Source organism: Aquipseudomonas alcaligenes (genome assembly GCF_003205495.1).
In the GTDB taxonomy this organism is placed as follows: domain Bacteria; phylum Pseudomonadota; class Gammaproteobacteria; order Pseudomonadales; family Pseudomonadaceae; genus Aquipseudomonas; species Aquipseudomonas alcaligenes_B.
On sequence record NZ_QJRX01000011.1, the window covers coordinates 59,929 to 85,940 of the forward strand.

The window sequence follows — 26,012 nt, forward strand, 5'->3', positions numbered from 1 at the left end:
ATCACAGGAGTCCTATCGAGCATGAACCATATCCGCCTGATCTCGCCGGTCGACGGCAGCCTCTACGCCGAGCGAGCCATCATCGGCAGCCACCAACTGGAACAGGTCCTGCACCAGGCCCAGGAAGCCCAGCGCGCCTGGCGCACCCTGTCCATCGCGCAGCGCGCCGGCTACTGCCTGAAGGCGGTGGACGCGATGCTGGCGATGCAGGACGAGATAGTCCCCGAGCTGGCCTGGCAGATGGGCCGCCCGGTGCGCTTCGGCGCCGGCGAGCTGCGCGGCTTCGAGGAGCGCGCACGCTACATGATCGGCATCGCCGAAAGCGCCCTGGCCGATGTGCTGCCCGAGCCCCGTGAGGGTTTTCGCCGCTTCATCCGCCGCGAGCCACTGGGCACCGTGCTGGTCATCGCGCCGTGGAACTACCCCTACCTGACGGCAGTGAACGCCATCATCCCGGCACTGATGGCCGGCAACGCCGTGCTGCTCAAGCACGCCAGCCAGACCCTGCTGGTCGGCGAGCGCTTCGCCCAGGCCTTCGCCCGCGCCGGCCTGCCGGACGGGCTGTTCCACAACCTGGTGCTGGACCACGGCCAGACCGGCGCACTGATCGCCTCCGGGCAGGTGCAGCAGGTCAACTTCACCGGCTCGGTGGAAGGCGGGCGGATGATGGAAAGCGCCGCCGCCGGCCACTTCATCGGCGTCGGCCTGGAGCTGGGCGGCAAGGACCCGGCCTACGTGCGCGCCGATGCCGACCTGGCCCACGCGGTGGAGAACCTGGTCGACGGCAGCTTCTTCAATTCCGGGCAGAGCTGCTGCGGCATCGAGCGCATCTACGTCGACCACAAGCTCTACCCGGCCTTCGTCGAAGGCTTCGTCGAACTGACTCGCCAGTACGTGCTGGGCAACCCGCTGGACCAGGCCACCACCCTCGGCCCGCTGGTGCGCGCCCAGGCCGCCGAGTTCGTCCGCGGGCAGATCGCCCAGGCTACCGCCAAGGGCGCGCGGGCACTGATCGACGCGAAGAGCTTCGCCGCCGACGCCCCCGGCACGCCCTACATGGCGCCGCAGGTGCTGGTACAGGTCGACCACGAGATGGCGGTGATGCGCGAGGAAAGCTTCGGCCCGGTGGTCGGCATCATGCCGGTGGCCGACGACGCCGAGGCCATCGCCCTGATGAACGACAGCCCCTACGGTCTCAGCGCGGCCATCTGGAGCAGCGATCTGGACGCCGCCGAGCGCCTCGGCGGCCAACTGGAGACCGGCACCGTGTTCATGAACCGCTGCGACTACCTCGACCCGGCCCTGGCCTGGACCGGGGTCAAGCACACCGGGCGCGGCGCCACCCTGTCGCGCCTGGGCTACGAGCACCTGACCCGGCCCAAGTCGTTCCATCTGCGCCACCAGCTCTGAGGTCATGGCGAGCGCCAGCAGCTGTCTGTAGGAGCGAGCTCCGCGAACAACGCCCCTGTAGCCCGGATGCAATCCGGGATGGCCCAGCCCCGGATTGCATCCGGGCTACCCAAACCCAACAAGGAGTGTGCCATGAGCAAGACCGCCAACTGGAACTACCCCACCTCGGTGCGCTTCGGCGCCGGGCGCATCAAGGAGCTGCCGGCGCTGTGCCAGAGCCTCGGCATGCAGCGCCCACTGCTGGTCACCGATCGCGGCCTGGCCAGCGCACCGATCACCAGCGCCGCCCTCGACTCGCTCAAGGCCGCCGGCCTCGGCGCGGCGATCTTCAGCGATCTCAAGCCCAATCCGGTGGGCGCCAACCTCGACGCCGGCCTGGCCGCCTACCACGCCGGCAAGCACGACGGCGTGGTCGCCTTCGGCGGCGGCAGCGGCCTGGACATGGGCAAGCTGATCGCCTTCATGAGCGGCCAGGCGCGCCCGGTCTGGGACTATGAGGATGTCGGCGACTGGTGGACCCGCGCCGATCCGAGGGGCATAGCGCCGATCATCGCCGTGCCAACCACCGCCGGCACCGGCTCGGAAGTCGGCCGCGCCGGCATCCTCACCGACGAGCGCACCCACACCAAGCGCATCATCTTCCACCCGCAGATGATGCCGAAGATCGTCATCAGCGATCCCGAGCTGACCGTCGGCATGCCCGCCTGGGTCACCGCCGGCACCGGCATGGACGCCTTCTCGCACTGCCTGGAAGCCTACTGCGCGCCGGGCTTCCACCCGCTGGCCGACGGCATCGCCGTGGAGGGCATGCGCCTGGTGCAGCAATCGCTGATCCGCGCCGTGCGCCAGCCCGACGATCTCGATGCGCGCGCCGACATGCTGGCCGCCGCCGCCATGGGCGCCACCGCCTTCCAGAAGGGCCTGGGCGGCATGCACGCCCTGGCGCACCCGATCGGTGCGCTGTACGACACCCACCACGGCATGACCAACGCGGTGCTGATGCCCTACGTGCTGCAGTTCAACCGCGGCGTGATCGAGGAGCGCATCACCCGCCTGGCGGCTTATCTCGGCCTGGCCAATCCCGGCTTCGCCAGCTTCCTCGACCTGGTCATGCGCCTGCGAGAGGACAGCGGCGTGCCGCATACCCTGGCCGGTCTCGGGGTGGATGACCAGCGCAGCACGCAGATCGCCCAGATGGCCGTGGTCGACCCTTCCGCGGGCGGCAACCCCAGGCCACTGCAGGAAACCGACACCGCCGCGATTTTCAGTGCCGCCCTGCACGGCACCCTGTGATACCGCCAGGCCCCGCCGCAGAGCGGCGGGCGCGGTGGACGGCGGGCGCCACGCAAAATCAAACGCTTGCTTGGATTGCGCTTTCCAGCCGGTTTGGGCAGCATCGAACTGACCGCTGGCACAGCATCTGCAGTGCCATCCACATCAGTCCACAGACGCCGAGGCCCGCCATGCGCATTGTCCAAGCCACCCTGGAGCACCTGGACCTGCTGACCCCGCTGTTCATCAAGTACCGCGAATTCTATGGCCAGCTGCCCTTCCCGGACTCGTCGCGCAAGTTCCTCGAGACCCGCATCAAGCGCAAGGAATCGGTGATCTACCTGGCCCTGGCGGACGACGAGGACAAGCTGCTCGGCTACTGCCAGCTGTTCCCCAGCTACTCCTCGCTGTCGCTCAAGCGCGTATGGATTCTCAACGACATCTATGTGGCCGAGGACGCCCGGCGCATGCTGGTCGCCGACCGCCTGCTGCAGACCGCCAAGCAGATGGCCAAGGAAACCAACGCCGTGCGCCTGCGCGTGGCCACCAGCGTGGACAACGTGGTGGCGCAGAAGACCTACGAGTCCATCGGCTTCCGCGAAGACGAGAAATTCAAGAACTACACCCTGGAACTGGGCGACTGAGCGCCGTCGGGGCAGCCCCCCTGCCCCGGCCTGCTGCCGAGCATCCCGCATGTGGTCGTTCCGCGCCTGGCGCCGCCGGCGCATCCTCTCCCGTTCGCCCTACACCACCCAGCACTGGCAGGCGGTGCGCGCCCGCCTGCCGATCCTCGACGGCCTCGCCGAGGCCGAGGAGCAGCGCCTGTTCCAGCGCGCCGTGCTGTTCCTGCACCGCAAGCGCCTGACCAGCCTGCCCGGCATCGAGCTGGATGAAATTGATCGCCTGACTCTGGCCGCCCAGGCCGAGCTGCCGCTGCTGCACCTGGCCGACCTGGACTGGTACCAGGGCTTCCACGAGATCGTCCTGTACCCGGACGACTTCGTCAGCCCGCAGCGCCATCGCGATGCCGCCGGCGTCGAGCACGAGTGGGACGACGAGCGCAGCGGCGAGGCCTGGCAGCAGGGCCCGGTGATCCTCGCCTGGCCCGGCGTGCAGAGCAGCGGCGGCTGGGATGCCTACAACCTGGTGATCCACGAACTGGCGCACAAGCTGGACATGCTCAACGGCGACGCCAACGGCCTGCCGCCACTGCACCGCGACATGCGCATCCAGGACTGGGCCGCCGCCATGCAGGCGGCCTACGATGGCCTCAACGCCACCCTCGATGCCGACCCCGAGGCCGAGACCGCCATCGACCCCTATGCCGCCGAGAACCCGGCGGAATTCTTCGCCGTCACCAGCGAATACTTCTTCACCGCCCCGGACCTGCTGGCCGCAGCCTTCCCGGCCGTCTATCAGCAGCTGCAGGCCTTCTACCGCCAGGACCCGCTGGCACGCCTGCGGGCCCTGCAGCAAAACCACCCGGATTACCGCGACACGACCAACGGATAATCGACCAGGCGTAGTAACGCCTGGGGAATGTGCCTATAATCCGCCCACTTTTTTTGGCCCACCCCAGGGGAGTCGCCCATGAGCTACAGCAAAGTTCCGGCCGGCAAAGACGTGCCGAACGACATCTACGTCGCCATCGAGATTCCGGCCAACCACGCGCCGATCAAGTACGAAATCGATCACGACACCGACTGCCTGTTCGTCGATCGCTTCATGGCCACCCCGATGTTCTACCCGGCCAACTACGGCTTCATCCCGCACACCCTGGCCGACGACGGTGACCCCCTCGACGTGCTGGTCGTGACCCCCTACCCGGTCGCCCCGGGCTCGGTCATCCGCTGCCGTCCGGTCGGCGTGCTGAACATGAGCGACGAAGCCGGCGGCGACGCCAAGCTGGTCGCCGTACCGCACGACAAGCTGAGCGTGCTGTACAAGGACGTGCAGGAATACACCGACCTGCCGGCCCTGCTGCTGGAGCAGATCAAGCACTTCTTCGAGAACTACAAGGATCTGGAGAAGGGCAAGTGGGTCAAGGTCGAAGGCTGGGCAGGCGCCGACGCCGCTCGCCAAATGATTCTGAAGGCGGTAGCGGCATACCAGAAGTAAGCCAACACCACCCCCTGAAGGCCGGCCACAAGCCGGCCTTTTTATTGTCCAGAGAAATCTTAGGAAATCCTCAGACCCTAGTAAAATCAAGGCTTACAGCTTAGGATCAGTCCAAAATCGTCCAACACAATTCCGCTGAAACCACGCCCAAGGTGTGGGTCAGAGTGTGGGTCAGAGAGCTTGGACTGAGGGAGTGCCGAGATGGGAAAACTGACAATCAAGACAATCGAGTCGCTGGCAAAGGCCGCAGCACCAGGCAAGACCAACGACGGTGATGGGCTCTATTTTCAGATCTCGAAAAGCGGCGGTACGAGCTGGATCTTCAGATACAAGGTCGATGGCCGCGGTCGCGAGATGGGGCTCGGTGCCTACCCCACCGTAACACTCAGCGAGGCTCGCCAACTCGCCGCCGATCAGCGCAGACTGCTGGCCGCTGGCGAGGATCCGCTTGCGACAAGAGATGCCGCTAAGGAAGCCAAACGTGAAGCTGAGCGACAGGCAGCAGCGCGCCGGATGACGTTCAGAGATCTGGCGCTCGACTACCAGGAAGCGCACGGAAGTAGCTGGTCTGAAAAATGGCGAAAGGGCTGGCTGCGGAAGCTTGAGCTCTACGCCTTTAGAGTGCTCGGAAAAAAGACGGCAGAGAGCATCGATACAGACCACGTGCTTGCCGTATTGAAACCTATCTGGAAGACCAAGACCCGGACAGCCGATGAGGTCAGAGGCCAGATCGAGCAGATTCTAGATGCAGCAAAATCCCGCGGTCTTCGCCAGGGCGATAATCCAGCACGCTGGCGTGGACATCTAGAAAATCTGCTCAGCAAGGCGGAAAAGAGAAAGGCCAGACTACGACAGCATTACCCAGCACTTCACTGGCAGCAGCTTCCCGAACTGATGGGAAAGCTGGCGGCAATGGACAGTCGCGATGCCATTGCGGCTCGCCTGCTCATACTGACCGGAGCCAGGCTACAAATGATCAGATTCGCGCAATGGAAAGAATTCGACCTGAAGCGAGCTGTCTGGGCACTGCCTGCCGAGCGTATGAAGATGCGCAAAGCCTTCGCCATCCCGATTCCGCAGCAGGTCATTGAGCTACTGGAAGGCATGCCAAGAACCCACGCTATCTACCTTTTTCCAGGCCAGGGAAAGAGTGGCGTCATGCATGCGAATGCGATCCGGAACCTGCTCCACGGTCTAGGGTACGCAGACATAACAGGCCATGGATTCCGCTCGACGTTTCGCGACTGGGCGAACGAATGCACACACTATCCTAGGGATGTCTGCGAGCTGGCACTCGCGCATGACGAGCGAGGACAGACGGAAGCTGCCTACTCGAGAAGCGATCTACTGGAAAAGCGCAGAAAGCTGATGGATGACTGGGCCGAATTCTGCTCAGGGCATGACATCGCATCGAACGCCGAGAAGTAAGCCGCCTACAAAAGCTAGCAAGCACCCGCGCAAGGGTGCTTGCTAGCAGAGTCGCAAAACTAGAGGAACCACACCGGATCAAGCATCGGCATCTTGCTGGGAGCAGAGCGATTTCGCATACGTTTCGCGGCACATGTCCACAATCTCGACAGAGACCGAACAGCTACGATTCATGGCGTAGAAGATGCGTTCTCGCACGCACTCCGAAAGCATTGCTTTTTGAGCAATGGTCCTACCCGAAAGCATACGAATCTGCACATGAGCAAAGTGTTCAGCCTCTGCCAGGCTAAAGCGCGCATAACCAATAGCCCTGGCTTTTATATCGCCACCATCAGATGAAAATAGACCAGAATTGCGGCACTCGGAAACTACCGCCGCCATTAGTAACTCAGGCTCTAGCCCGATCGAATACTCAACAATGCAGTGCGGCATAAAGCAATCTCACCTATACATCAAGAAAGAACGAACTTGCAAAGCCAAGAACTGCACCAGTAGAGCGAAAGCTATCGATATACTGAATGCCTCAAGGAACGGCCAACCATGTTCAGACAACAAAGAAACACAAAAGAAGAAGACCACCATACCTATCAACCCAAAGAGCATTGCTCTTAGGGCAGACACCGCATGATCGGCAGAGTGATACCGCGTCAGGAAAATGGCTAGCGTCGACCCCGCAACAGGGAATGTTGCAAGCACACCGCTATACTCGCCGCCTATAAAAGACGACCCATATGTCACCAACAAAACCAAAGCAGCAGCAAAAAACATTCTGAGGTACATCTCACGCTCGACCGAAGTTCCGCCGGGCCTTAAAACCTCTGGAGTTGGCAGAAGCCTAATTTGAATAAAGATCAAAATAATCGCCACGAACGCCAGCACATAGGAGGAAACATCAATCAGCGATAGCAACATTGATAACGAAAAGAAAGACAGCAAAGCAAGCAAATACGAAACCAACAAGCCCGCAACACCCACGAGACCCGCATAAGAGAAACAAAATACCGAAAGCGCAATCACGCCAATCAGAGAGCCCTCGACAGATTGCCTGACAAATGACTCCCCCTGTTCGAAATAAATGAACAATGTAATTGGTCCTGCGATAACAGGAAAGCCACTCATTACCCCAGAAACAGAAACGCCATAGCGACGGCCGCAATGAGCTATTAGCCCAATAAGCATCGGAACAAAAATCAACTTAAACAACAGCATTTACAGCCCCAACCCTAAACCAGTCTCAGAATTTAATTCAGTCAAACGTGCAAGAGCGCTCAAAGACAAGAGTTAGCGAATCACCTTCAGCTCGAGATGAAACATTGATCATGCCCGACTTAGCAAGAACTCTCTGGGAGGCTTTATTCTCAACCGCAACAGTCGCAATTAACTTCTGCAAAGAAAACTCTCTTACAAGAGCTGATAAAAATTTAGGAACGAGCTCCGAGGCATAACCTCGCCCCCAATACTCAGGCGCGAACGCATACTTCAACTCAGGTAAAGCACCCGGCTCCGGGTGAACCAGACCGCAAAATCCCACTACCTGATCCAGCTCCTGCTCGAGCACACAGAACATGCCATAACCATACTTGGCATAGTTTTCCAGGGTTACATCAACCCATCTTGCACAGTCATCCCAGGTAAGTGGCTTACCGTCACCAGCCCAGCGCGTCACTTCAGGCTGGGAGTAAACACGATAAAACCATTCAACGTCGGACCTGATAACGCGACGCACCCATAATCTTTCCGTAGAAAGAACTTGATCACTCATCGACACCTCAGTCGACCCGAAACAGTAGACTATGGGACAGATATTTCATTCATGCACAAAAATGCCTGGACCGCACTCGAATTACTCATGAGAAAATATAGAAACCCAAACAGCGGACATAACCATGATTAATTTCGAGACAACAGGTATCACCTTCAACCTTCGCGCAGCAGGCCTAATACAGCACAACCAAAAAGTACTTCTACATAAATTCACTGGAGCACATTTCTGGACCCTGCCGGGAGGTAGGATAAATGCAGGAGAATCCTCAGCTGAGGCGATCGCTAGAGAAATCCATGAGGAGCTTGCTGAGACAGTGACAGTCGCACGCCCAACACTAGTAACCGAACACTTCTATGAGTACCTCGGTAGACCGCATCATGAAATCTGCTTCTACCATCCCACCTATCTGACAGAGGAATCCGCAGCCCTACTACAACACGGTGATTTTCCAGGGGCCGAAAAAAATGAGAACTTGATCTTTTGCTGGTTCCCTATTGAACAATTACGCAATCTGGATCTGCGCCCCCTAGAAATACTGGACCATTTATTCGAAACCGAGAACATGCAGCACCTCATCATTCGATGATCGCCCAGGCAACACTCACGCTAAATCACTCCACCTGAATGCACTCTCCACTCCAATCCCCCGACGAGTAAGACATGACCAGCAAGTAGTTTCCTCTTCCAGGCACTTGCTCAACCAAACACCCCTCGGCGGACCAGAAAGAGCTACGCCCAGCGCTATCAAAATTTCCGGAGCGTGCAGCATGATTCGCCATCAGGACACCCACACGATGCCTGAAAGCACTGGAGCGGAGATTCTCAGCGTCTATCGGAAACCCAAAATCCGAGACCAGCATGCTAGCCAGATACAAATCACACTCCCCAGCTACCGCCTGTAAGTGGCTTGGATAAGCGGTATCGGCACAGATCGCAAGTGCACAAGAAAAACCATTAACGTTAATCACCAACGGGGGCGAATTTGAAGGAGCAGCAAAAGCCTCTTCTCCTAAGTGTAGGAAAGCTTTTGCATAAATTTCCCGTGATCCATCTGGAAAGAATACAAGTGATGCAATGTGTGGCAGCTTGCTTAATGAAAGTAATGGCAAGCCCACCACAATTACCATTCCGTACTTCTGTGAAGCATTTGCCAGCGGATCTAACAAACAATCATCGGCACGAATAGCAGAACGCGACAGAGATTCGAGCTCATACCCCGTCAGCGACAACTCAGGGAACACAATCAAGTCCACTGCTCGCGCATGCGCCTGATCTATGAACTTAAGATGCTCCTGAATATTTCCTGCAATATCACCGGAAATAGATCTCGACTGCGCCGCAGCTATCCTGATATCCATAATACTTTGCGCTCAGCCTTTCACAGCGACATCTTTGTCTATGTACAGCACCCACCAAAGAAATATCAGAAAGCCGCCAGCTGCAGCCTCAAGAACCCAGGAGGTTTCTGAGTAGCTCGCGAACCCCATATCAAATGCAAAATACGGCAGCAGTGCAATTAGTCCTGCAACAAAAGAAAGCGGCAGCCACAAGTAGAATCGCTCAGCCGTAGCGCGATATATAAACAGCGTAGAAAATACCTTGACCATTACGAGAACAAAAACAAGCATCCACAAACCCAGGGCAGAAGAAGAAACCAGTGAATTCAGCTGATTAAACAAGAATGCAGCTCGTTGCTCGTGCATCTCAGCAAGGGCCATCTGCGCAAAGTTGCTATCTAGCGAGAATGCAACCAGCAGAACAAAACCATAGACATAAACAAGAACCACCTCAACGACTGCGGCAGTAATTGAAAATGACAAGACCCAAATAGGATCAATCGAGTAACGTTCCTGACACCACTTAAACACAATAAATTTCGACAGAGCCTCAAGTGCAGCCAAAAAACACAGCATCAATGCTAAAGAGTGAACCTTGCTCATGACGGCCATCAAACCGTCCCAAACCACAATAGTTTTTAGCCAATACCAAAGGAAATAAACTGCTGGACATACCAGCAGCGCAGCAACACTTGGAGCTGCCCCTCGACCAAGCCGAAAAGAAGCCCAAAGTACGCTAACCAGGACAACCAACAGCAATGAAACTGAAATCAGGTTTATCCAAGATGAAGTCATTGAAAGCTACTCAGCACTGGGTGGTTAAGCTGCACATCACACACTTGCAAGTGCAACTTGATAGAAACGGGCGCCCTTAATCTCATCTAAATCACTGCGCAGACTCAGTGATATAGAGGTAAACGCAGGAAGCAGTCCCGCACCCACCAGTACGACACCGAGGGAGTGCTGACGAAATCTGTTCAAGAACCAGCAAGAATACGCTTCAGCCGCGGCAATACAGATGGATTGGCCTCGCTCGCAATCTACAATCGCCCAAAGCATATGCTCGCCATGCGCCTCGCTCCACATAGCGCCGACGTACCCCACGCAACGCTGATGCTGCTGGCTATATATGGACAGAAGACCATAACTATTGAGCAGCCACGAACCCATGGCAAACTCAGGCACAGTGCAACTCATCACAGTCTCACGCGAGAAGATCCCGAGTGAGTAATAGGCATCGGATGCGAGAATACCGTCAAGATCGACTCGACTGGTATAAGTCAAAGGCAATAATGTCACTGCTTCATTAGAAAGCTCAGGAATCGAGACAAAGAACTCACTCAGCATTACCACTTAGTCTCCAGCCAACGGCATAGCGCTAGACGCGTCAGGACCTGGTCCCTAGGTGCAGACTGAATCAAGCTTTCAATTTTGTGTACTGCCTGTACACGAACCAAGCCATGCTTGCGCATAAACGCATTGATGAAGCCGACCACCGCATGACCGTCATCAAGCTCTAAATCACCTTCATCGATAACATCCAGACTACGCACTTGGACTTTGGAGTAAGGCTTCCATGTATATTCTCCCCGTAAATCGTGCCACTCTACAGGGCGACCAAGTGCCTCTCTTGCCGCAACAGACCTCAACGTCTATCACCCTAACCTTTAGAATCTAAAGAACAGCTTTTTATCCGAGGCCAATTCAATCTGCCGAGCGCGGGAGCTATTTTGATGTTTTACCACCAGATCATATTTCCCTCCCTCCAGTGAAACCACCAAGGGAGTTGACCCGTATGACTTCCCATTAATTAAAACCTCGTCACCATGGCGATTACTTCTAACCTGCAGTCGATGGGTGACAAAATCACACAGTTTTTTATCAACAGATAACAGAATGCAAGGAAGAGCACGATGCGGCTCAACCTTAACGGTGAAGTCCACCTTAGCTGACACGATATTATTCAGATCAATCTGGGCACTCGTGAATTGATGCTTAGCGCTGAACTTAAAGTAGTCCTTATTAACTGCAAGGGTTGAAACATCCACACCCTCGAAGTCAGACATTTTCTGTACGTAATGCTCCGCAAGCCAAGAAGGAATATCAGCATTGAAGTTTTTCTGCTCAAGGCATTGCCTAAGTGTCGAACCAAAATCGCAACGGAACGTCAGGTCGCGAGAGAAGCTAACATCCTGCCTGAGGCTACCCGCCAGTTGAGCAACCAACTTCCGGTCTTCAGCCTCTTTAAGCAGTGACATCTGTGTTTCGAGGAAAGCCACCTTGCTCTCTTGCTTGACCTTACGCTTCTCAACGTCGTTAAAGGCGCTTTCGCGCGCCTGCATCAATCCCTTATGTGCTTCAAGCTCTTGCAGCTGCTCGGCATATTGCGTCAGAAGCATAGTGATCTGCTGTTGCCCCATAGCAGTCTCAAAAAACTGCTCTAACTGTGAAGAGACGCCGGACTTGATCGAGTCGCGTTTTGCTAGGGCTGACTCATAATCCGAACGTGCACTGTCCAGCTGCGCACCGACATCGCTCAGCTCCGCCTCGATCACCTCTAGTTCCTGCTTCTGCTGTCGGTATGCATCGGCAAGAGACTGGTTGCCCTCAGAGCCACCTTGCTGCTCTACGTTGGCAACAGCCATTGAGACAAAAGCCAGACCCAGGAGCATCATCACTCCCATCACGGTGCTTTTTTTAGAACCGATCATCACTTCAATACTCTCCATTAACGTACCGTGACCGGTAAGTGGGCCAACAGAAGCTGACAACCCTGCCTAGGCTTTTCTTTCTGAAACAAAACTCCTGCAAAGAAGTCATTGATTTCTTCAGTGTTAATTTTCTTCGGCTGACTATCGACCAGCCTCAAAGCATTAACCCGCCCAGACTCCAGCACATCAAACTCTGCCAGTATCCAGACAGGCTCGCTTGAGGTCGAATAGAAGCTCAACATTCGATCTTGAATAAGATCTGAATTTAAATACCTAGAGCAGTCCTTTGCCTTATCTACCGCCGGCAATTCAATCGCGACAGCAGAAGCCGGCCAAAGCAGAATGCCTAGAACGGCGATGAAATAGATTTTTTTGAACACTTGGCGCAGCCCCAACCGCATTTAGAACTGCTCAAATTTGCACGACTCCCGACTGAACGACTATGGCAAGCAGTGCAACAGAGGCAGGCATGCACTGCCTGACAGTGCGATGAATGCAGTGGCCGGGAGCGCCTTTGCGGCTTTGCGCATCATGACCTGGGAGACCATGGCTGGTTGCGCTGATAGGGGGCGAGGACGCCCTATGGCAGCACCTAGAATCCAGCGCTTCGACTTATCCGGGTCTAGATATGCAACTTTTACGCTCAACCCTTCCTTTATTTGTGGTCACGGCTATTGGCATATGGCTAGCCAGTGAAATATTCGACCTTCGAACCACATTCAGCACTCCTTTACTGCCAATTGAGAGTGAAGTTCTCACCCCTAGAACCCAAAAGCCGGAGGTAAATCTCAACCAGGTTTCTCAGCTTTTCCCTCAACCCACAAAGCCCGTAAAAAAAGACCCGACATCATTACTCAAAGATGTTCGGATTCTTGGCCGCATCGTGACCAGAGATGATAAATCCTCAAAATTAATTATCGAGATAGGCGGCCAGATGAAAATGCTCAAAGCAGGCGACCATTTAAATCCGTCCCTAACGCTTAACCATATCGCCCCTAACTATTTCACCCTAATTGATGGTACCCAAGAGTACATCATCGAATTCAAACCCAACCTCCATATACTTGCTGAAAATCGGTTATCTCTCTGATGCGCAGTCTAATTATTGGCAGTAGCGCACTTCTGCTGCTCGTTCACTCATCTTTCATCCACTCCGCCCCCCTGGAGGCTGTCCGCGCCCAAGAGCCATGGCACATCAGCCTTAAAGATGTCGATATCAAGACGTTCATCGAAGAGGTCTCTTCGCTTACGGGCGAAACGTTTATTGTTGATCCCCGGGTGAGTGGCAAGGTCACGGTACTGTCGCAAGACCCCTTGAACAAACGTGAGCTCCTCAAGCTCTTCGTGAGCACGCTCAACGCCCATGGCTTCACCATCATTCCGCAGGGTGCACAGAGCAAGATCGCGCCGCTTAACATGGCGAAGGTTGAAGCGAGCGTCACCCAGACAGGCGAGCCCGAGCACTTCGAAACCCGCCTGATCAAGGTCTCTCAGATGCCGGCCGAAGAGCTGATTCCGGTCCTCCGCCCCCTGCTTCCGGGCCACGCCAATATCAGCGCTGAGAAAACCTCGAACTCTGTCATCGTCACCGATCAAGCTGCCAACATTGAGCGGATCGAGCATGTAATTCGCTCAATCGAAGAGAAGGCGAGCAGCGATGTGAGTGTCGTCAGCCTCAAGTACGCATCAGTCACCCAGCTGCTTGAGACGCTTAATGACCTGGCAGAGCAGATCTCCAAGAAAGGAGGCCGAGAAATGCAGATAACTGCAGACACTCGCTCCAACCGCCTCCTGCTCAGCGGCGCCGCTCAGGACAAAGAGAAGGTGCTCAAGGTGGTCAGGCAGCTCGACATCCCAGCCAGCCGCAGTAATGGCCCCCTGGTAGTTCGCCTACGTCATGGCGACGCAAAGAACATCGTTTCCTCCATTGAAAAGCTGGCGGACTCCCTGGGTATTAATACCGATGAGGGCCAGAAGTCCTTCGTCACCGCCGACACCCAGCTCAACGCCATCATCGTCATGGCGCCCAAGCACCATCACGACAGCATCCAGTCCCTCATTGAGAAGCTGGATGTCTCACGTGCACAGGTCATGGTCGAAGCCGCTATCGTCGAAGTGTCCGGCGACATCAGCGAGGCCCTGGGCGTGCAATGGGCAATCGATGGCCGCGGCAACGGAACAGCCGGCGCTGGCGGCGTCAACTTCAGCGATACGGGCCTTTCTGTGGGGACGGTGCTCAAAGCCATTGATGAAAAGAAGGTCCCCACCTCGTTGCCAAACGGCGCCATCATCGGCGTTGGCAATGACAACTTCGGCGCACTGGTCACCGCCCTCAGCAGCAACAGCAATACCAACCTGCTTTCCACACCGAGCCTGCTGACCCTGGATAACCAGGAAGCAGAAATCCTGGTCGGCCAGAACGTTCCTTTCCAGACCGGCTCCTACGCAACCAGCGGTAGCGGCGTAGCCAACCCCTTCCAGACCATCGAACGCAAGGACGTGGGCGTCACCCTTAAAGTAACGCCCCACATCAATGATGGCGAAGCTCTGCGCATGGACATCGTGCAGGAGATCTCGTCGATCGCCCCCACCGCCCAAAATGTCGCCGCCGTTGACCTGATCACCAACAAACGCGCCATCAAAAGCACCGTCATGGCCAAAAATGGGGAAGTGATCGTGCTCGGCGGATTGATTCAGGACGACATCACCCAGTCGGTCTCCAAGGTACCACTGCTGGGCAGCATCCCCTTCATCGGCGCCCTGTTCCGTAGCACCAAGGATGTGCACATCAAGCGCAACCTGCTGGTACTGATTCGCCCCAGCATCATCCGCGACGAGCAAACCCTGGCCGATATCAGCGAGCAGAAGTATCAAAACATTCGGGTCATTGGCGAACAAAAGGAGGCAAAGGAAAGCGCCCTCCCCGGCAAGCGTGAGGAGCTCTTTGACAAGGCTCCCAACAAGCCCGCAGAGTCGAAGTCAGAACCTGCCGCCAAGGTCTTCAAGGCCCCCGACGCAAAGCCCCTGACACAGCGCTCGAGCACAAGCAAAGCCACGGCCCCAGTGCATATGGAGGTGGCCGAGCCCAACTATGTGATCCAGCTCATGAGTGGCCAACAGCGCTCGCATCTGGAGAAGATCATCGAGCGTAACCCCAACCTGCCTTTGCTGATCGAGGAGCGCTTTCTCGATCAGCAACAGCCGATCTATTCCCTGGTACTTGGCTACTACAAGAGCCAGGCTCAAGCCCAGGACCAGATTGCAATCATTCCCGCCGAACTCAAAGCAAAAGGGGCGTTCATACGCCCCTCTCGCTAAGCTTTCTCACAAGGATGTGACCCTCTATACCTGCATGTAGCCCAGGCTACGCTGAGCAAAAGACGGCAGATTAGGTAACACTTGGTTGATCTGCGACTCACTCAGCCCGAACCAAACCAGCAGATCCGCCACATACTGCTCAACCGACAGCGAAGGCTTGATTCGGCCGAAGCCAAAATCATCGTCGCTGCCCAGGCTCAGAGACGGCATCTTGCCGTAGATTTTCCCGCCTCTAACAGCATCACCGATGACCAACTGGTGCCCTCCCCAACCATGGTCAGTACCATCGCCGTTACTGGTCAGCGTGCGGCCGAACTCGGAAGCGGTAAAAATCGTCACGTTCTCGGTTATCCCAAGCCCCGCACAGGCTTGATATAACCCCTTGATACCGGCATCAAGCTGCGCGAGTAGTTTGGGGTGGTTTTCCAACTGATGATCATGCGTATCGAAGCCGCCCAATGACACATAGAAAATATGCCTGTTGGCGCCCAAAATATTACGCCCCCTCATCGTCAAGGCGACATACCTCATTTGCCTCAATAGAGGGTTAGTGACGTCATTAAACAAACCTGCGAATGGATCATTCAAGGGATCATAATTTACGACGCCATAATGCAACTCAGAAAGCTCCATGGCTCTCAGCATAGACTTCGCATAATAGCGCTCTGCGGGGGAGGAGCCGCCTGCACGCAGCAACTCAACAATAGATTGGTGACGTTTCCTCTCGAGCTGCCAGGTCGAAGCAGGATTTAAATTATCAAACTTTCTAACGCCAGACTGTAACGACATTATATATGGCTTGGAGACCTCTCCCAACTGCCACAGATTATTACCGCTTACCGAGTAATTTAGCGGAGGCTGGGCATCCCAAATATCATCTAAACGGCCGGCCCAACCGGTTCTTAGATCAGATGCCCCCTGAAGGGTCATCCATTGGCTTTGCTGATCGTTGTGTGAAAATAAACGTGGAATCCCCCCATCGCCCACAATCGGCTCAGGACCGCGCGGACCGATATTGGCGACTGCTGCGACCTTACCGGCGTCAGCAAGGGTCTGGGTAAAAGGCATGCTCAGGGGCAGAGCGTAGGGTACCGAATCATTGTCGGTAAAAGCAGGAGCCGCAAGATCACTTTCCGAGACATGCATATTGCCACGCGCTCTCTGGTAAACATCATAAAGCGCTTGGTTACGGGGAACTAGCATATTGAAACTATCGTTACCACCGTGCAAAAAAATACAAACTAGAGCCTTATAATCGCTTGCGGCATATGCTTTCTGCAGCAAACTTCCCATCAGGGTCGAAGCGCCCAAATAGAATGGCACCTTCAGTAGTTCACGCCGTTTCATTGCACGGAAAACTCCGGACTATTCAGAATGATCATGAGCGCCTCACGCGCCACGTAAGAGGGATTTATGTCATTGTTAGACACCTGCCCAACATGCGTTTCCGCATAGTCCCTAAGTAAATCACTCATCGTCCCAAAGAGCAGATACTTGTCGATATCAGGGATAACCTCTTCGCCGGGTTTGTTGTTATAGCGACTGAGATCCAGATAGGGCCTATTACTGGGTTGTGCCACAGTGCTTCCCTTCCACCATGTACTAAGGTGCGTCGTAATCAGGTTGGTTGTCTGGGTCAACGCATGCTCGTCGAGCAAGAAAAGCTCAGGTAACAAATGCCGCTCACCCGACTCATCATCGATAATGGTGTAATCCGCCGGAAAGAAGTTGAACACCGATGGGCTGCGCAGCGGCGCCTGGTAGAAACGCCAGTCGGTATCGATATCCTCATACCTACCGCTAGCTGTCTGCGCCTCAAAGAACCGCCACAGCTGCGTCACCTTGAGCAAAGGCTCCTTAGCACGACGGGTCGTTCTTAGATCGTGAAGAGACGCTTCAGCATCCGTGAGAATGGCCTTAACCACCGCGAACAGATCGCCCCTAACGCCAGCACCGTTGTCACGGAACACTGCACTGACCCTGCGCACGTAATCGCCAGAAGGATCCGTTGTCACCAAACGGCCGATCAGGTGCTTACTCACAAACACCGGGGTATTAGGGTGCATGAACAGACAATCCAGAACCTGCTCAAGTTCGGCGCGCGCATCACGCCCCGCAGGAAATGCCGGGCAGTTGAGTAGCTGCTTAGCCCCCGTATCGTGGTAAAGGGCATAAGGCTCCATGGGGTCGTACCAATTCGCAGAGGTATCGGTCTCGAAATTCGTCAGCCCTTTGAAGTGCCATCCGGTAAAGATCCGCGCTAGCGTCTGGATGTCCTGCTGGGTGTAGGTCGGCAACGCCCTGCCATTGCCGTCCAACTTCACCGTGCCGTCTTCATTGAGTAGAGAAATGCCAAGCGAAAAGAGCTGCATGATCTCGCGGGCATAGTTCTCGTCCGGGCGGATATTCGCGGAGATGCTGGCTTTGCGGTTGCCCTTCATCGACAGGTATTCGCCCATCACCGGGCTTAGCGTCACCTCCTCCAACAACTCGCGATAGTTACCGAAGGCATGTCGCACCAGAATGTCGTAATAGTTGGCAACGGGCTGAGGCTTAGTGATCAGACGATCCGACCGATCCGACACGACCATCAACTGGCTCAGGGCAAAAGCAACGCGCTGACGCAGCTGGTCTGGCGCGGTGAGGGCCGTGTGCATCCACACATTGGTTCGATCGATGATCCCAGGCGAAGCAGCAGTGATCTTCGGAAAATGTAGCGTCGGGGCGGCTTCTTTCTGCTCCTCAAACCACTGTTCAAGGCCGATCCCAAGCAAATGGGAAACCTCATCAACCTTGGCCCCGAATGTGGCCTGGTTGAGAAACTCGACTGCGTGAATCTCGGCAGACATCGAACGCGGCACGAAGGGAGCCGGTCCAGGCGGATCGTTAGGATCCGTAGGATCGGTCGGGTCCGTGGGATCAGTCGGATCCGTGGGATCGGTCGGGTCCGTGGGATCGGTCGGGTCCGTGGGGTCGCCCGGATCCGTGGGATCGGTCGGGTCCGTGGGATCGGTCGGGTCCGTGGGATCGGTCGGGTCCGTGGGATCGGTCGGGTCCGTGGGATCGGTCGGGTCCGTGGGGTCGCTCGGATCCGTGGGATCGCTCGGCGCCCCTGGCACTGTTGGTGCAGGAGAAGCTGTCGGCGGTTGCGATGCACCTGGCGCGGCAACACTCACGCCGCTTGCAGCCGGCGTTGCAGTACTGCTTGGCTGCGCATCACGTGACCTGTCATTCGACTTAGGCTCGTCACGGCCCTCAGGTCTATCGCTATCAACCGATTGGGAAGTGGAAGCCTCCGAGGGTCCACTCGATAGCGGCGCCAATGCCAAAGGCTCAGCACTCACCCGCGGCTCAGCCGGTGCCACTTTCGGGGCAGTGGGCTTGGGCTGAGGTTGGGTCGACTGCGCTATTGGCCGGCTCACCGCGGCAGGTTGCGGTGGGCTGGAGGGTGGCTCCTGGGTGACCTCGAGGGCCACCATCGTCACCCCCATGCTGGCGCCAAAAGCCAGCGTCAGACCTTTAACACCCAGAAGGCTATTCAATCGAAACAACATTACGTCACACCCTAACTAACAGGTGAATGAAGGGCGCAGTGATGCGCAGGGAGGACCTCAGGACAGCGCCGGCGTCTTGGCCAGTGAGAGGCGTTGGCGTGGCTTGACGGTGATCGTTGGCGGCGGCGCGGGCTGCAAACTTTTCAAAGCCCGATTGACCTCTAACAGTTGGTCGCGCAGGTGCTCCTCGGGAACACTGACCACCGGCCGGCGCGGCGAAGGCGTCAGCAGCAAACTGAGAAGCCTGGAGAGGAAGGTCAGCTTGGCAGCGCTTCCCGCTACATCGTGCGCGCCATAGGCAAAGGCGCTGGCCAGGAACATCGCCAACTGCGACAGCGGCGCTTCGCTGCCATTGATGCGTTGAATCGTGATCGGTGGGTTCTCCCACTGCCGCTCGAACCACTTGAGCGCCCGATCCAAACGCAAGGCACGTTTCACGTTGGAGGTATCCAGCACCACTGGAAGAACCTTGCCCTCGGTGAGCACCGGCACCAAAAACTGCAACATGATGCGGTTGTAGCGCTGGCTCTCACGGCCAAGATAGCCCGAGTTGGTGTACTTCATACGCACGCTGGTGGAGATGTGGATGGATAGCTCCGGCACGCTCAGGATCGCGCTGATCGCCTGAAACTGGCGCTCCAGATTGGCCGGAGAAATCGATGACCAGCGCATGTTGCGGCAGTCATGCTGGGCCCACAGCCAGTTGAAGTGAGCCTCTGCAACAGGGGTCGCCATCACCCCAGCAAACTGAAAAGCGTGCATGCCATGCTCGACCTGATGGCAAGCATCGGCCATGAAAAATCGGGGAGAAGTCATAGAGAGCCTGAAAAAAAGAACCGCGAGCGGGCTACAGCGAGCAGTTGGGGATACACGCAGCCGTTTCGCGGTTTAGAGGAAAAAGCCTCTGAATATTCCTTACAGGAGAACAGCTGACTCAGAACGCAGAGCGAGCTGCAGGCCCGGTGGGCGTTGCGCCCCTCCGAACTGATCTGCCGACACCCCACAGACGCCAACGCGCCCCGAGCCTTTCCCAAAAACCATGACTTTCCGGCGTGGCTGCGTACAGCTCACGCAGGTAAGCCAACTCCTCCTCCGTGAGGAGTTCCGTGGTCGCGGTTGACCGTTCAGGCGTAGCGCGGTGCATAGCCACCATCCTGATACAACCGCTGCTGCTCATCGATCCACTTCTGCGCCCTAGCCTGCAGCGCCCAAATGGATAGATTGGGCAGGTACAACCGAGCCTTCGGCACCACCAGGTCATCCAGCTCGGACAACAACGCACTGATGTGCAGCTCATGGTTCAGGTCGGCGCTGTCCGAACCCTCACTGAGCATCCAGGCCACGTGCTCACGCAGCCCCTGCGCGACCCGGATGAAGCGCGCCAGATTGTTAAAGCTGACCGATCGCAACACCCTCAACAGCGTGCCATCGACGATGTGGTCAAAGGTGCTGCGCCGGCAAAAAATCTCCGGCTGGTCCAACAACAGATTCAGCACATCCGCCTGCAGGTGCTGCGCCTGCATGCCCTCAAAGTCATCCCAGGCTTGCAGAAAGGTCTTGTACACGCGAGCTTCAAGCGGAATCTGGGCCGCTTCATCGTCCACCTCCAAGGAGGGCTTCACATACATGCGCGCATAAGTCACTGCCGCCACGCTGTAAAATTCGTGCACTTCGCGCGCGGAGCCACGCCCTGCCGACACGCGCATGTACACCCGGTAGCTCGGTGCAGGCAAAACGCCACAGTGCACCAGGCCCTCGGTTACTTCGGGCGCCAACTCAAGGGCGCTTGCCAAACCTTCCAGGCTGGTAAAACAACAGGCCATCGGCCCCAACAATGCTGCATTGCCTCGCATCAGCATGCCTCCCTTGTTCGCACAGCTGGCCAAGCACACATTGGCTTGCCAGGCGCTTAGTTCACGCCGAAAAACACACCACCAACAGCGTGAGGGTCTGCAGGGCCATCAGGGCACCGAGGAACTGGTAAAAGCGCGTACCAACACTCACCTTTACCGTCACAGGCACCGCGGCATCGGGCAGCGGGCGCAGAGCAGGTTCTGCCATTGCAGCCACCGTCTGATATCGACGCACGGCCTCTGTCGGCTTTACCGCTCCACCAGGGCAAACCGCCCCATGCCACACGCGCTGCTCCACAACATTCGCCTCACACTGAAAGTGCGGGAAAGTGTGATTAACATCACGCTTTGTGGCGCTAACAGGCAGTGCAACTACACTCCAAAGCCTGCAGCAGATGGAGTCATGCATCCTTTACCAGTCGCGATCAGCCTGACACCGGCCTAGAACATCCGCGCCATCAGTTTCACAGCGTCCAGCTGCGGAATGGTCAGGGCGATCAGCGTGGGCGCAGCCCCCAAGTACACCAGCACATCGCCGATAAAGCCGGAGGCGCGGCGCAACCGCTCGACCTGGCGATCGACGCGCCCACTGAGATAGCGCACGGCCTCCAGCAGTGCCTTGACCAGCGCCTCGCGTCCACCGTACTCGCCGCGAGCGACCAGTACATCCAAGCCAGGCACCAGCTCGTGCCGTTGCAACGCTTCAGCAAACTGGCACTCACCGTAAGCTACCAACTCGCGAATCTGGCTCAGCTCCTTTCTCAGGTGTCGAGAGTCCACTTGCTTGCTGGCGTTGCTCAATGCCACAACCAGACCCTCTCCCACCCGCGTACTCAAGGCCAGACTGCGCAAGAAGAACGAAACTTGGGTATCGAAGCTCAGGCTGCCCAGCAGCGGCACCCCACTCCACCAGCGTGAAACCCCTTCTGCATAACCTTCGTTGTAGCGTTTTAACAACGCGTGGCCCGCTGCCAGAAACAGCACCAACAGCACTATGCCCAACATGAAGTAGCCCGCATGCTCGCTGGCCCAGAAAATGGCGCGAGAGCTGAACGGGATAGCGGCGTACTCGCCGCGCACCATGTTCAGCATCATCTTTTCCTGCATGGGGATGAGCCAGATTACCGACACTACGTTCACCGCCAGAAGCAGCAGCGCCATCAGCGCCGGATACACCAGCACCGTGGCCCAGGCCGAGCGGATCTCCTGACGCTCGCGCTCACGCGCCACAACCGACTCCAGGGTTTCCTTGAGCACCCCGGAGTACTGGCCGGCGGAAATGAAGTGGGCAATATCCTCGGGGATACCGACCATCTCCAGGCACTGCTGCAGCGGGTAGCCGCTGTGCAGACCATCGCCGATGCGGCTAGCGGTCATGCGCACGCGTTGAGGTAGCTTTGTATCGCGCGTCAAAAGCCCCATTACAGCCGACTCATTCAAGCCATACCCACTAAGACCCGCCCACTCCTCCAAGAGCAAAATGAGCAATAGACGGTCAAACCTTGAGGGACGCAAAAAAGAAAAACGGACAGGCGCGATCTTAAGAACAAGATATCCTTTTTGCTCAAGTGTCTGAATACAAAGCTCACGACTTGGCCCATCAATCTCACCAGCCAACTTGCTACCGACTTGCGTCAAGGCCGAATATTTAAAGGTCAACATGAGCACACCCAAAAGAACAACGACAAGTTCGAATTTTAAATAAAATATTATATTTATAATAAACAGGCATGCAGCGCTTTAAAATAAAGCCAACAAGAAGACTTGCACTTAATGAGACTAACGCGCCTCAAAGATCGACATTATCTGCGCTATTAACAGGATTATGATCTGGCCCTGCGGAGTAGCATTGGACGCCATTGACAAGCAACTTACCGCCCCAAGCATCCAGCGCCTGAGCCGGAGGCAAGTGGCCGCTGGCGAGCATGGGCTCGATACCAGCTGGCACGCCGTACTGGGCGCTGTACAGGGCCAGTGCGCTACTGCACAGCTGTAAGCGCTGGCGGGTTTGCCAGCGCGGCTGGGCCTCCAACTGGGCGCGGGTGACGAACACCGCATAGTCATCCCCACCCAAGCTAAGCTGGCTACCAATAAGGGCGCTGTCGAGCTGACCGTTGCCGTTGCGAGCAATTAGCGCGGCCACCAATTGCGCGCTGCTACCGGGCGCGGTGAAGGTTTGCGCCGGGTCGTTGCGATGCAGCAGGGTGAAGGCCTGGCTATATGGGTCCGTGTAGCCATTTTGCAGCTCGGCGGCGCTCACGGGGCTAGCAAGCTCAAGGGCGCTGAGGTCCGCCGGGAGCTGGCCAGTGCGATTGTAGTGGCGCAACACAGCGTCGCTGAGCTCGATCAGCTTGGCGCGCATTTCCGCGCGCTTCTGAGTATCGATGGCCAGGCCAGACAGGCTGACGGTAGCCTGGCTGAGCATGCCCATGATCATCAAGCTGAACAGTACTTGCGGGAGTGACATGGCCCATCACTCCATCTTGCCGACCGTGTGCACACGGTAGAACTGCGGGAAGTAGGCGCGAGCCACGATTAGGGTATCGCTGATCTGTGTCTTGCCACTTTCCTTGCCCAGAGTTCCGCCGGTGTATTCGCTGCCCGGCAGGCCGCTGGCGCTGAGGTTGACCTCTTTCTGCTTGGAGCCGGACACCACCTGGTACAGGCCGTCTTCCAGGATCACGCGGGTACTGATCTTGGCTTCCTGCTTGAGCGGCTTGGACAGGGTAATAACGTTGGTGTCATCGTTGATCGTGCGGTTCCAGGTGGTCTGGGTTTCCGCATAGATGTTCGACTCGCTATACAGAATGTTGAGGTGCACACGCTTGTTGCTCAGGTCGACCCTCGGCAGCAGGCGCAGCCTGGTACCCACCTCTTCCTCCTCAAAGGTCGGGCGTCCCTCGGTGTACACCGCGACATTACCGCCACCATCCTGGAACTGGTTCTGCTGCTGCACTTCGCCGGGCACCCAGGCACCGACCTTGCGTAGGTTGGACAGCTCGGACTTGATGCCGTTGAACAGCATCAGCGTCGGTGAGGCGACCGAGTGCATGATGCCCGCCTCTTCCAGAGCCTCGAGGTTGGCCTTGATGCCCTTGGTCATGATGGTGCTGCCATCCTCGCCCGTGGTGGACTCCTTCACATGCGAGAGCAGGGTCTTCAGGGTGGAGTTGGCATTGCCCGGCACGGCACCAGCGCTGAGCTTCATCACATCGTCGACCAGGGCCTCGACCGTGACACCGAACTCGCGCACACGGTTGTTGTTGATCTTGTAGATGTTCAGGCGCAGCAGCGAATAGGCGGTGGCCTCGTTGATCATGTTCTCAACGATGCCGCGGCTCTTGCGCAGGGTGTTGGGATCGCTGGCAATGGAGAAAGCACCGGTGAGGTTGTCGATCAGCACCTCGCTGTTCTTGCCCAGCACCTTTTCCAGGTGCTTCTTCAGCGAGGCCAGCGCCTCGACGCCTTGACTTTCCAGGTGCGAGAACGAGCCCTGGATGGTCATGCGGTCCGCCACATAAAGCGTCTTGTTGCGGTAGAAGATGTCGACGTTGGCGTACTTCTCCAGCGCCGGGAGGATCTCCGCCACCGGGGCGACCATCTTCACGCCGCTGATTTCGCGCGCGTTGGCCTCCTTGCTGGCATCGTTGAGGATGCCCACGTTGAGCTGGTGAGCGATCTCGTTGAGGGCCACGGAGAACGGCACGCTGGACATGTCCAGGTCGAGCACTCGCTGCGGCAGGCCTACGAAGTCCTTGGATTCCAGGTCCACCTGATAGATCACGCTCTCTTGCGGCATGATGCTGCTGGCTTCGCTGTAGTCGCTGAGGATCTTGCTGTTGAGCGAGCCGGGCTCGGCCACCAGCGGGTCGGCGTATTGGTCTGAGTCGGGCAACTTGGCGCAGGCCGAAAGCAGCACGCTCAGGATGAGGATGAGATATCGCATCATGAGTAATCCAGCTTGAGCGTGGTCAGGACATCGCCCTGCTTGTGCACCACCCGGTTGGTGGAGCGCTGATAGAGCAGTTCGCTGCCATCGGGCAGGCGCACGGGCAGTTGGTCGGCTAGGCGCACGGTCTGGCTGGTACGCCCCTGGCGCACCATGCAGAGGATGCTGCTGCCGCTGCGCATGAGAACGGTGATGCTTACCGGGTCCGGCTCGGGCTCGGCTGGCTCGGCAGGCACTTCAGGTTCGGAGGGCTGCGCCGGAGCGTTGATCAGGCGGTTGAGCTCTGCATCGTTGTAGGGGCCAACGTAGCCATCCACCACAGGCTTGCTGGTTTCGAGCTTGGCGAGGGATTCCTGCAGGGTCTTGCCGCTGCGATCCATCTCCTTGAGCACGCTGGCGATCTTGCGCTCGAGCGAGGTATGCAGGCGGCCCATGCGGTCTTCGGCGTCCTGGCGCTGGGACTTCTCCAGCACCACTTGCTGCTCGGCCAATGCGTCGATGCGGCCGACCAGCTCAGTGACTTTCTCGTCCATGAACACCAGCTTCACGGCGACCATGATGTTGACCAGACCGAGAATGAGCAGCACACCAATGAGCATGAAGTCCTGCCAGATGGCGCTCTGGGCAGCCGCAACCGCGCTGGCGTTAGCGCTGGCGTTGCTGGCGCCATTGCGCGCACCGCCCGTGTTGCGAGCCAGCTGGTGATAGACGCGGTTGCGCCGCCCGGCATACCAGCGAGTGCGGAACACGTAGTCGCCGCGCTGATATTTGAAGCGATGGTCTTTGTCCAGGTCGACAATGATGGCTTCGAAGGTCGAGAGGCTGCCGTCGCTGATCACCAGGGTATCGGCGGTGCCCGCTACCTGGCGGAACTTGAACAGGCGACGCAGCTCCAGCTCGACGGCCTGCTTCTCCTGCTCCACCACCACGTACTCGGCCAGCTTGCCGTGGTTGAAGATGGCGACGATGCCGAAGCGCTCGAGCGCCACGGCCACGGTTTTCGCACCTTTGTCGGCCAGCTTGTTGACCAGTGCGCGCGCCAGCGAATAAACGCCGACGCAGTCGACGTTCTGCACCAGCAGGTCACGCATGCTGTATTCGAAGCACACGACTTCGCACTTGTTGTCCGGCAGGATGTGGAAGCTGTGCCGGTAGTGGCTGTAGCCAATCTTTTTCAGGTGCTCCTGAACGGCAGCACACTGCTCGCGGTATTTGAGCCCCTTCGCCATCCGGATTTCCGTCACGTAGACGGACTCAGGCACCAGGTAGCGAAGTTTTTCACCGCGACGAAGTAACG

General features: G+C 57.3%; 27 protein-coding genes. 10 read left to right on the forward strand and 17 right to left on the reverse strand.

Features of this window, described 5'->3' with window-relative positions; translation table 11 throughout:
* The first annotated feature begins 21 nt into the window (after positions 1–21).
* From DMO17_RS18515 to DMO17_RS18540, 6 genes are all read left to right on the forward strand, one after another.
* Positions 22–1,410 (forward strand): aldehyde dehydrogenase family protein, encoded by a 1,389-nt coding sequence (locus tag DMO17_RS18515; RefSeq protein ID WP_110683956.1) that lies wholly within the window; start codon positions 22–24, stop codon positions 1,408–1,410.
* A gap of 132 nt (positions 1,411–1,542) precedes the next feature.
* The gene (locus tag DMO17_RS18520) at positions 1,543–2,703 is read left to right on the forward strand and encodes an iron-containing alcohol dehydrogenase (RefSeq protein WP_110683957.1); all 1,161 of its coding nucleotides are present in this window, start codon (positions 1,543–1,545) and stop codon (positions 2,701–2,703) included.
* Between the two features lie 170 nt (positions 2,704–2,873).
* Positions 2,874–3,326, forward strand: coding sequence for a GNAT family N-acetyltransferase (locus DMO17_RS18525; protein ID WP_110683958.1), 453 nt, complete (start codon positions 2,874–2,876; stop codon positions 3,324–3,326).
* Positions 3,327–3,375: 49 nt separating this feature from the next.
* A complete protein-coding gene (locus DMO17_RS18530; protein WP_110683959.1) occupies positions 3,376–4,194 on the forward strand; it encodes a M90 family metallopeptidase in 819 nt (272 codons plus the stop codon).
* Positions 4,195–4,272: 78 nt separating this feature from the next.
* Positions 4,273–4,800, forward strand: a complete 528-nt coding sequence (ppa, locus tag DMO17_RS18535; protein ID WP_110683960.1) for an inorganic diphosphatase — start codon at positions 4,273–4,275, stop codon at positions 4,798–4,800.
* Positions 4,801–5,001: 201 nt separating this feature from the next.
* Complete coding sequence (locus tag DMO17_RS18540) at positions 5,002–6,228, forward strand: tyrosine-type recombinase/integrase (RefSeq protein ID WP_110683961.1); 1,227 nt, start codon at positions 5,002–5,004, stop codon at positions 6,226–6,228.
* A gap of 78 nt (positions 6,229–6,306) precedes the next feature.
* On the opposite strand, the gene DMO17_RS19615 is transcribed toward DMO17_RS18540, so the two are convergent.
* The 3 genes from DMO17_RS19615 to DMO17_RS18550 are packed head-to-tail and all read right to left on the reverse strand — an operon-like array spanning position 6,307 to position 7,990.
* Positions 6,307–6,660 (reverse strand): 5-carboxymethyl-2-hydroxymuconate Delta-isomerase, encoded by a 354-nt coding sequence (locus tag DMO17_RS19615; protein ID WP_146224930.1) that lies wholly within the window; start codon positions 6,658–6,660, stop codon positions 6,307–6,309.
* A gap of 9 nt (positions 6,661–6,669) precedes the next feature.
* The gene (locus DMO17_RS18545) at positions 6,670–7,437 is read right to left on the reverse strand and encodes a hypothetical protein (protein ID WP_146224931.1); all 768 of its coding nucleotides are present in this window, start codon (positions 7,435–7,437) and stop codon (positions 6,670–6,672) included.
* A 37-nt stretch (positions 7,438–7,474) separates the two neighbouring features.
* Positions 7,475–7,990, reverse strand: a complete 516-nt coding sequence (locus DMO17_RS18550) for a GNAT family N-acetyltransferase (RefSeq protein WP_110683963.1) — start codon at positions 7,988–7,990, stop codon at positions 7,475–7,477.
* A gap of 124 nt (positions 7,991–8,114) precedes the next feature.
* Between DMO17_RS18550 and DMO17_RS18555 the strand changes: the two genes are divergently transcribed.
* Positions 8,115–8,579, forward strand: a complete 465-nt coding sequence (locus DMO17_RS18555; protein WP_110683964.1) for an NUDIX hydrolase — start codon at positions 8,115–8,117, stop codon at positions 8,577–8,579.
* A 25-nt stretch (positions 8,580–8,604) separates the two neighbouring features.
* Here DMO17_RS18555 and DMO17_RS18560 read toward each other — a convergent pair whose 3' ends face one another.
* The 5 genes from DMO17_RS18560 to DMO17_RS18575 all read right to left on the reverse strand — a co-directional run bounded on the left by DMO17_RS18560 (position 8,605) and on the right by DMO17_RS18575 (position 12,442).
* Positions 8,605–9,351: a carbon-nitrogen hydrolase family protein gene (locus tag DMO17_RS18560; protein WP_110683965.1), complete on the reverse strand. Its 747-nt coding sequence runs from the start codon at positions 9,349–9,351 to the stop codon at positions 8,605–8,607.
* Between the two features lie 12 nt (positions 9,352–9,363).
* The gene (locus tag DMO17_RS18565; protein ID WP_146224932.1) at positions 9,364–10,125 is read right to left on the reverse strand and encodes a hypothetical protein; all 762 of its coding nucleotides are present in this window, start codon (positions 10,123–10,125) and stop codon (positions 9,364–9,366) included.
* A gap of 36 nt (positions 10,126–10,161) precedes the next feature.
* Positions 10,162–10,677, reverse strand: a complete 516-nt coding sequence (locus DMO17_RS19620; RefSeq protein ID WP_146224933.1) for a hypothetical protein — start codon at positions 10,675–10,677, stop codon at positions 10,162–10,164.
* A gap of 320 nt (positions 10,678–10,997) precedes the next feature.
* Positions 10,998–12,059, reverse strand: coding sequence for a PEGA domain-containing protein (locus tag DMO17_RS18570; RefSeq protein ID WP_110683967.1), 1,062 nt, complete (start codon positions 12,057–12,059; stop codon positions 10,998–11,000).
* Positions 12,059–12,442, reverse strand: a complete 384-nt coding sequence (locus DMO17_RS18575; protein WP_110683968.1) for a hypothetical protein — start codon at positions 12,440–12,442, stop codon at positions 12,059–12,061. The genes DMO17_RS18570 and DMO17_RS18575 overlap by 1 nt, the downstream gene beginning before the upstream one ends.
* Before the next feature lie 227 nt (positions 12,443–12,669).
* Here DMO17_RS18575 and DMO17_RS19625 point away from each other — a divergent pair, with 227 nt between their 5' ends.
* Complete coding sequence (locus DMO17_RS19625; protein ID WP_146224934.1) at positions 12,670–13,131, forward strand: hypothetical protein; 462 nt, start codon at positions 12,670–12,672, stop codon at positions 13,129–13,131.
* Entirely contained in the window at positions 13,131–15,359 is a 2,229-nt protein-coding gene (gspD, locus tag DMO17_RS18580; RefSeq protein WP_110683969.1) for a type II secretion system secretin GspD, read from the forward strand. Before DMO17_RS19625 ends, gspD begins: the two co-directional genes overlap by 1 nt.
* 24 nt (positions 15,360–15,383) lie before the next feature.
* Here gspD and DMO17_RS18585 read toward each other — a convergent pair whose 3' ends face one another.
* The 3 genes from DMO17_RS18585 to DMO17_RS18600 all read right to left on the reverse strand — a co-directional run bounded on the left by DMO17_RS18585 (position 15,384) and on the right by DMO17_RS18600 (position 19,675).
* Positions 15,384–16,706: a DUF1501 domain-containing protein gene (locus DMO17_RS18585; RefSeq protein ID WP_110683970.1), complete on the reverse strand. Its 1,323-nt coding sequence runs from the start codon at positions 16,704–16,706 to the stop codon at positions 15,384–15,386.
* Positions 16,703–18,208, reverse strand: coding sequence for a DUF1800 domain-containing protein (locus tag DMO17_RS18590; RefSeq protein WP_110683971.1), 1,506 nt, complete (start codon positions 18,206–18,208; stop codon positions 16,703–16,705). The genes DMO17_RS18585 and DMO17_RS18590 overlap by 4 nt, the downstream gene beginning before the upstream one ends.
* A gap of 762 nt (positions 18,209–18,970) precedes the next feature.
* Complete coding sequence (locus DMO17_RS18600; RefSeq protein ID WP_146224936.1) at positions 18,971–19,675, reverse strand: hypothetical protein; 705 nt, start codon at positions 19,673–19,675, stop codon at positions 18,971–18,973.
* 3 nt (positions 19,676–19,678) lie between these two features.
* Between DMO17_RS18600 and DMO17_RS19750 the strand changes: the two genes are divergently transcribed.
* Positions 19,679–19,846 carry a hypothetical protein gene (locus DMO17_RS19750; RefSeq protein ID WP_181418820.1) on the forward strand — a complete coding sequence of 56 codons (168 nt, stop codon included), beginning with the start codon at positions 19,679–19,681 and terminating at the stop codon, positions 19,844–19,846.
* A 191-nt stretch (positions 19,847–20,037) separates the two neighbouring features.
* On the opposite strand, the gene DMO17_RS18605 is transcribed toward DMO17_RS19750, so the two are convergent.
* The 6 genes from DMO17_RS18605 to DMO17_RS18625 all read right to left on the reverse strand — a co-directional run bounded on the left by DMO17_RS18605 (position 20,038) and on the right by DMO17_RS18625 (position 25,944).
* The gene (locus DMO17_RS18605; RefSeq protein WP_110683974.1) at positions 20,038–20,772 is read right to left on the reverse strand and encodes a hypothetical protein; all 735 of its coding nucleotides are present in this window, start codon (positions 20,770–20,772) and stop codon (positions 20,038–20,040) included.
* Between the two features lie 55 nt (positions 20,773–20,827).
* Positions 20,828–20,974: a hypothetical protein gene (locus DMO17_RS19755; protein ID WP_181418821.1), complete on the reverse strand. Its 147-nt coding sequence runs from the start codon at positions 20,972–20,974 to the stop codon at positions 20,828–20,830.
* A gap of 233 nt (positions 20,975–21,207) precedes the next feature.
* On the reverse strand, positions 21,208–22,428 hold the full coding sequence (locus DMO17_RS18610; protein WP_110683975.1) for a type II secretion system F family protein: 1,221 nt from the start codon (positions 22,426–22,428) through the stop codon (positions 21,208–21,210).
* Between the two features lie 127 nt (positions 22,429–22,555).
* Positions 22,556–23,233 carry a hypothetical protein gene (locus tag DMO17_RS18615; protein ID WP_110683976.1) on the reverse strand — a complete coding sequence of 226 codons (678 nt, stop codon included), beginning with the start codon at positions 23,231–23,233 and terminating at the stop codon, positions 22,556–22,558.
* A gap of 6 nt (positions 23,234–23,239) precedes the next feature.
* Positions 23,240–24,715: a hypothetical protein gene (locus tag DMO17_RS18620; protein WP_110683977.1), complete on the reverse strand. Its 1,476-nt coding sequence runs from the start codon at positions 24,713–24,715 to the stop codon at positions 23,240–23,242.
* The gene (locus tag DMO17_RS18625) at positions 24,712–25,944 is read right to left on the reverse strand and encodes a hypothetical protein (protein WP_110683978.1); all 1,233 of its coding nucleotides are present in this window, start codon (positions 25,942–25,944) and stop codon (positions 24,712–24,714) included. The genes DMO17_RS18620 and DMO17_RS18625 overlap by 4 nt, the downstream gene beginning before the upstream one ends.
* Between the last annotated feature and the right edge of the window lie 68 nt (positions 25,945–26,012).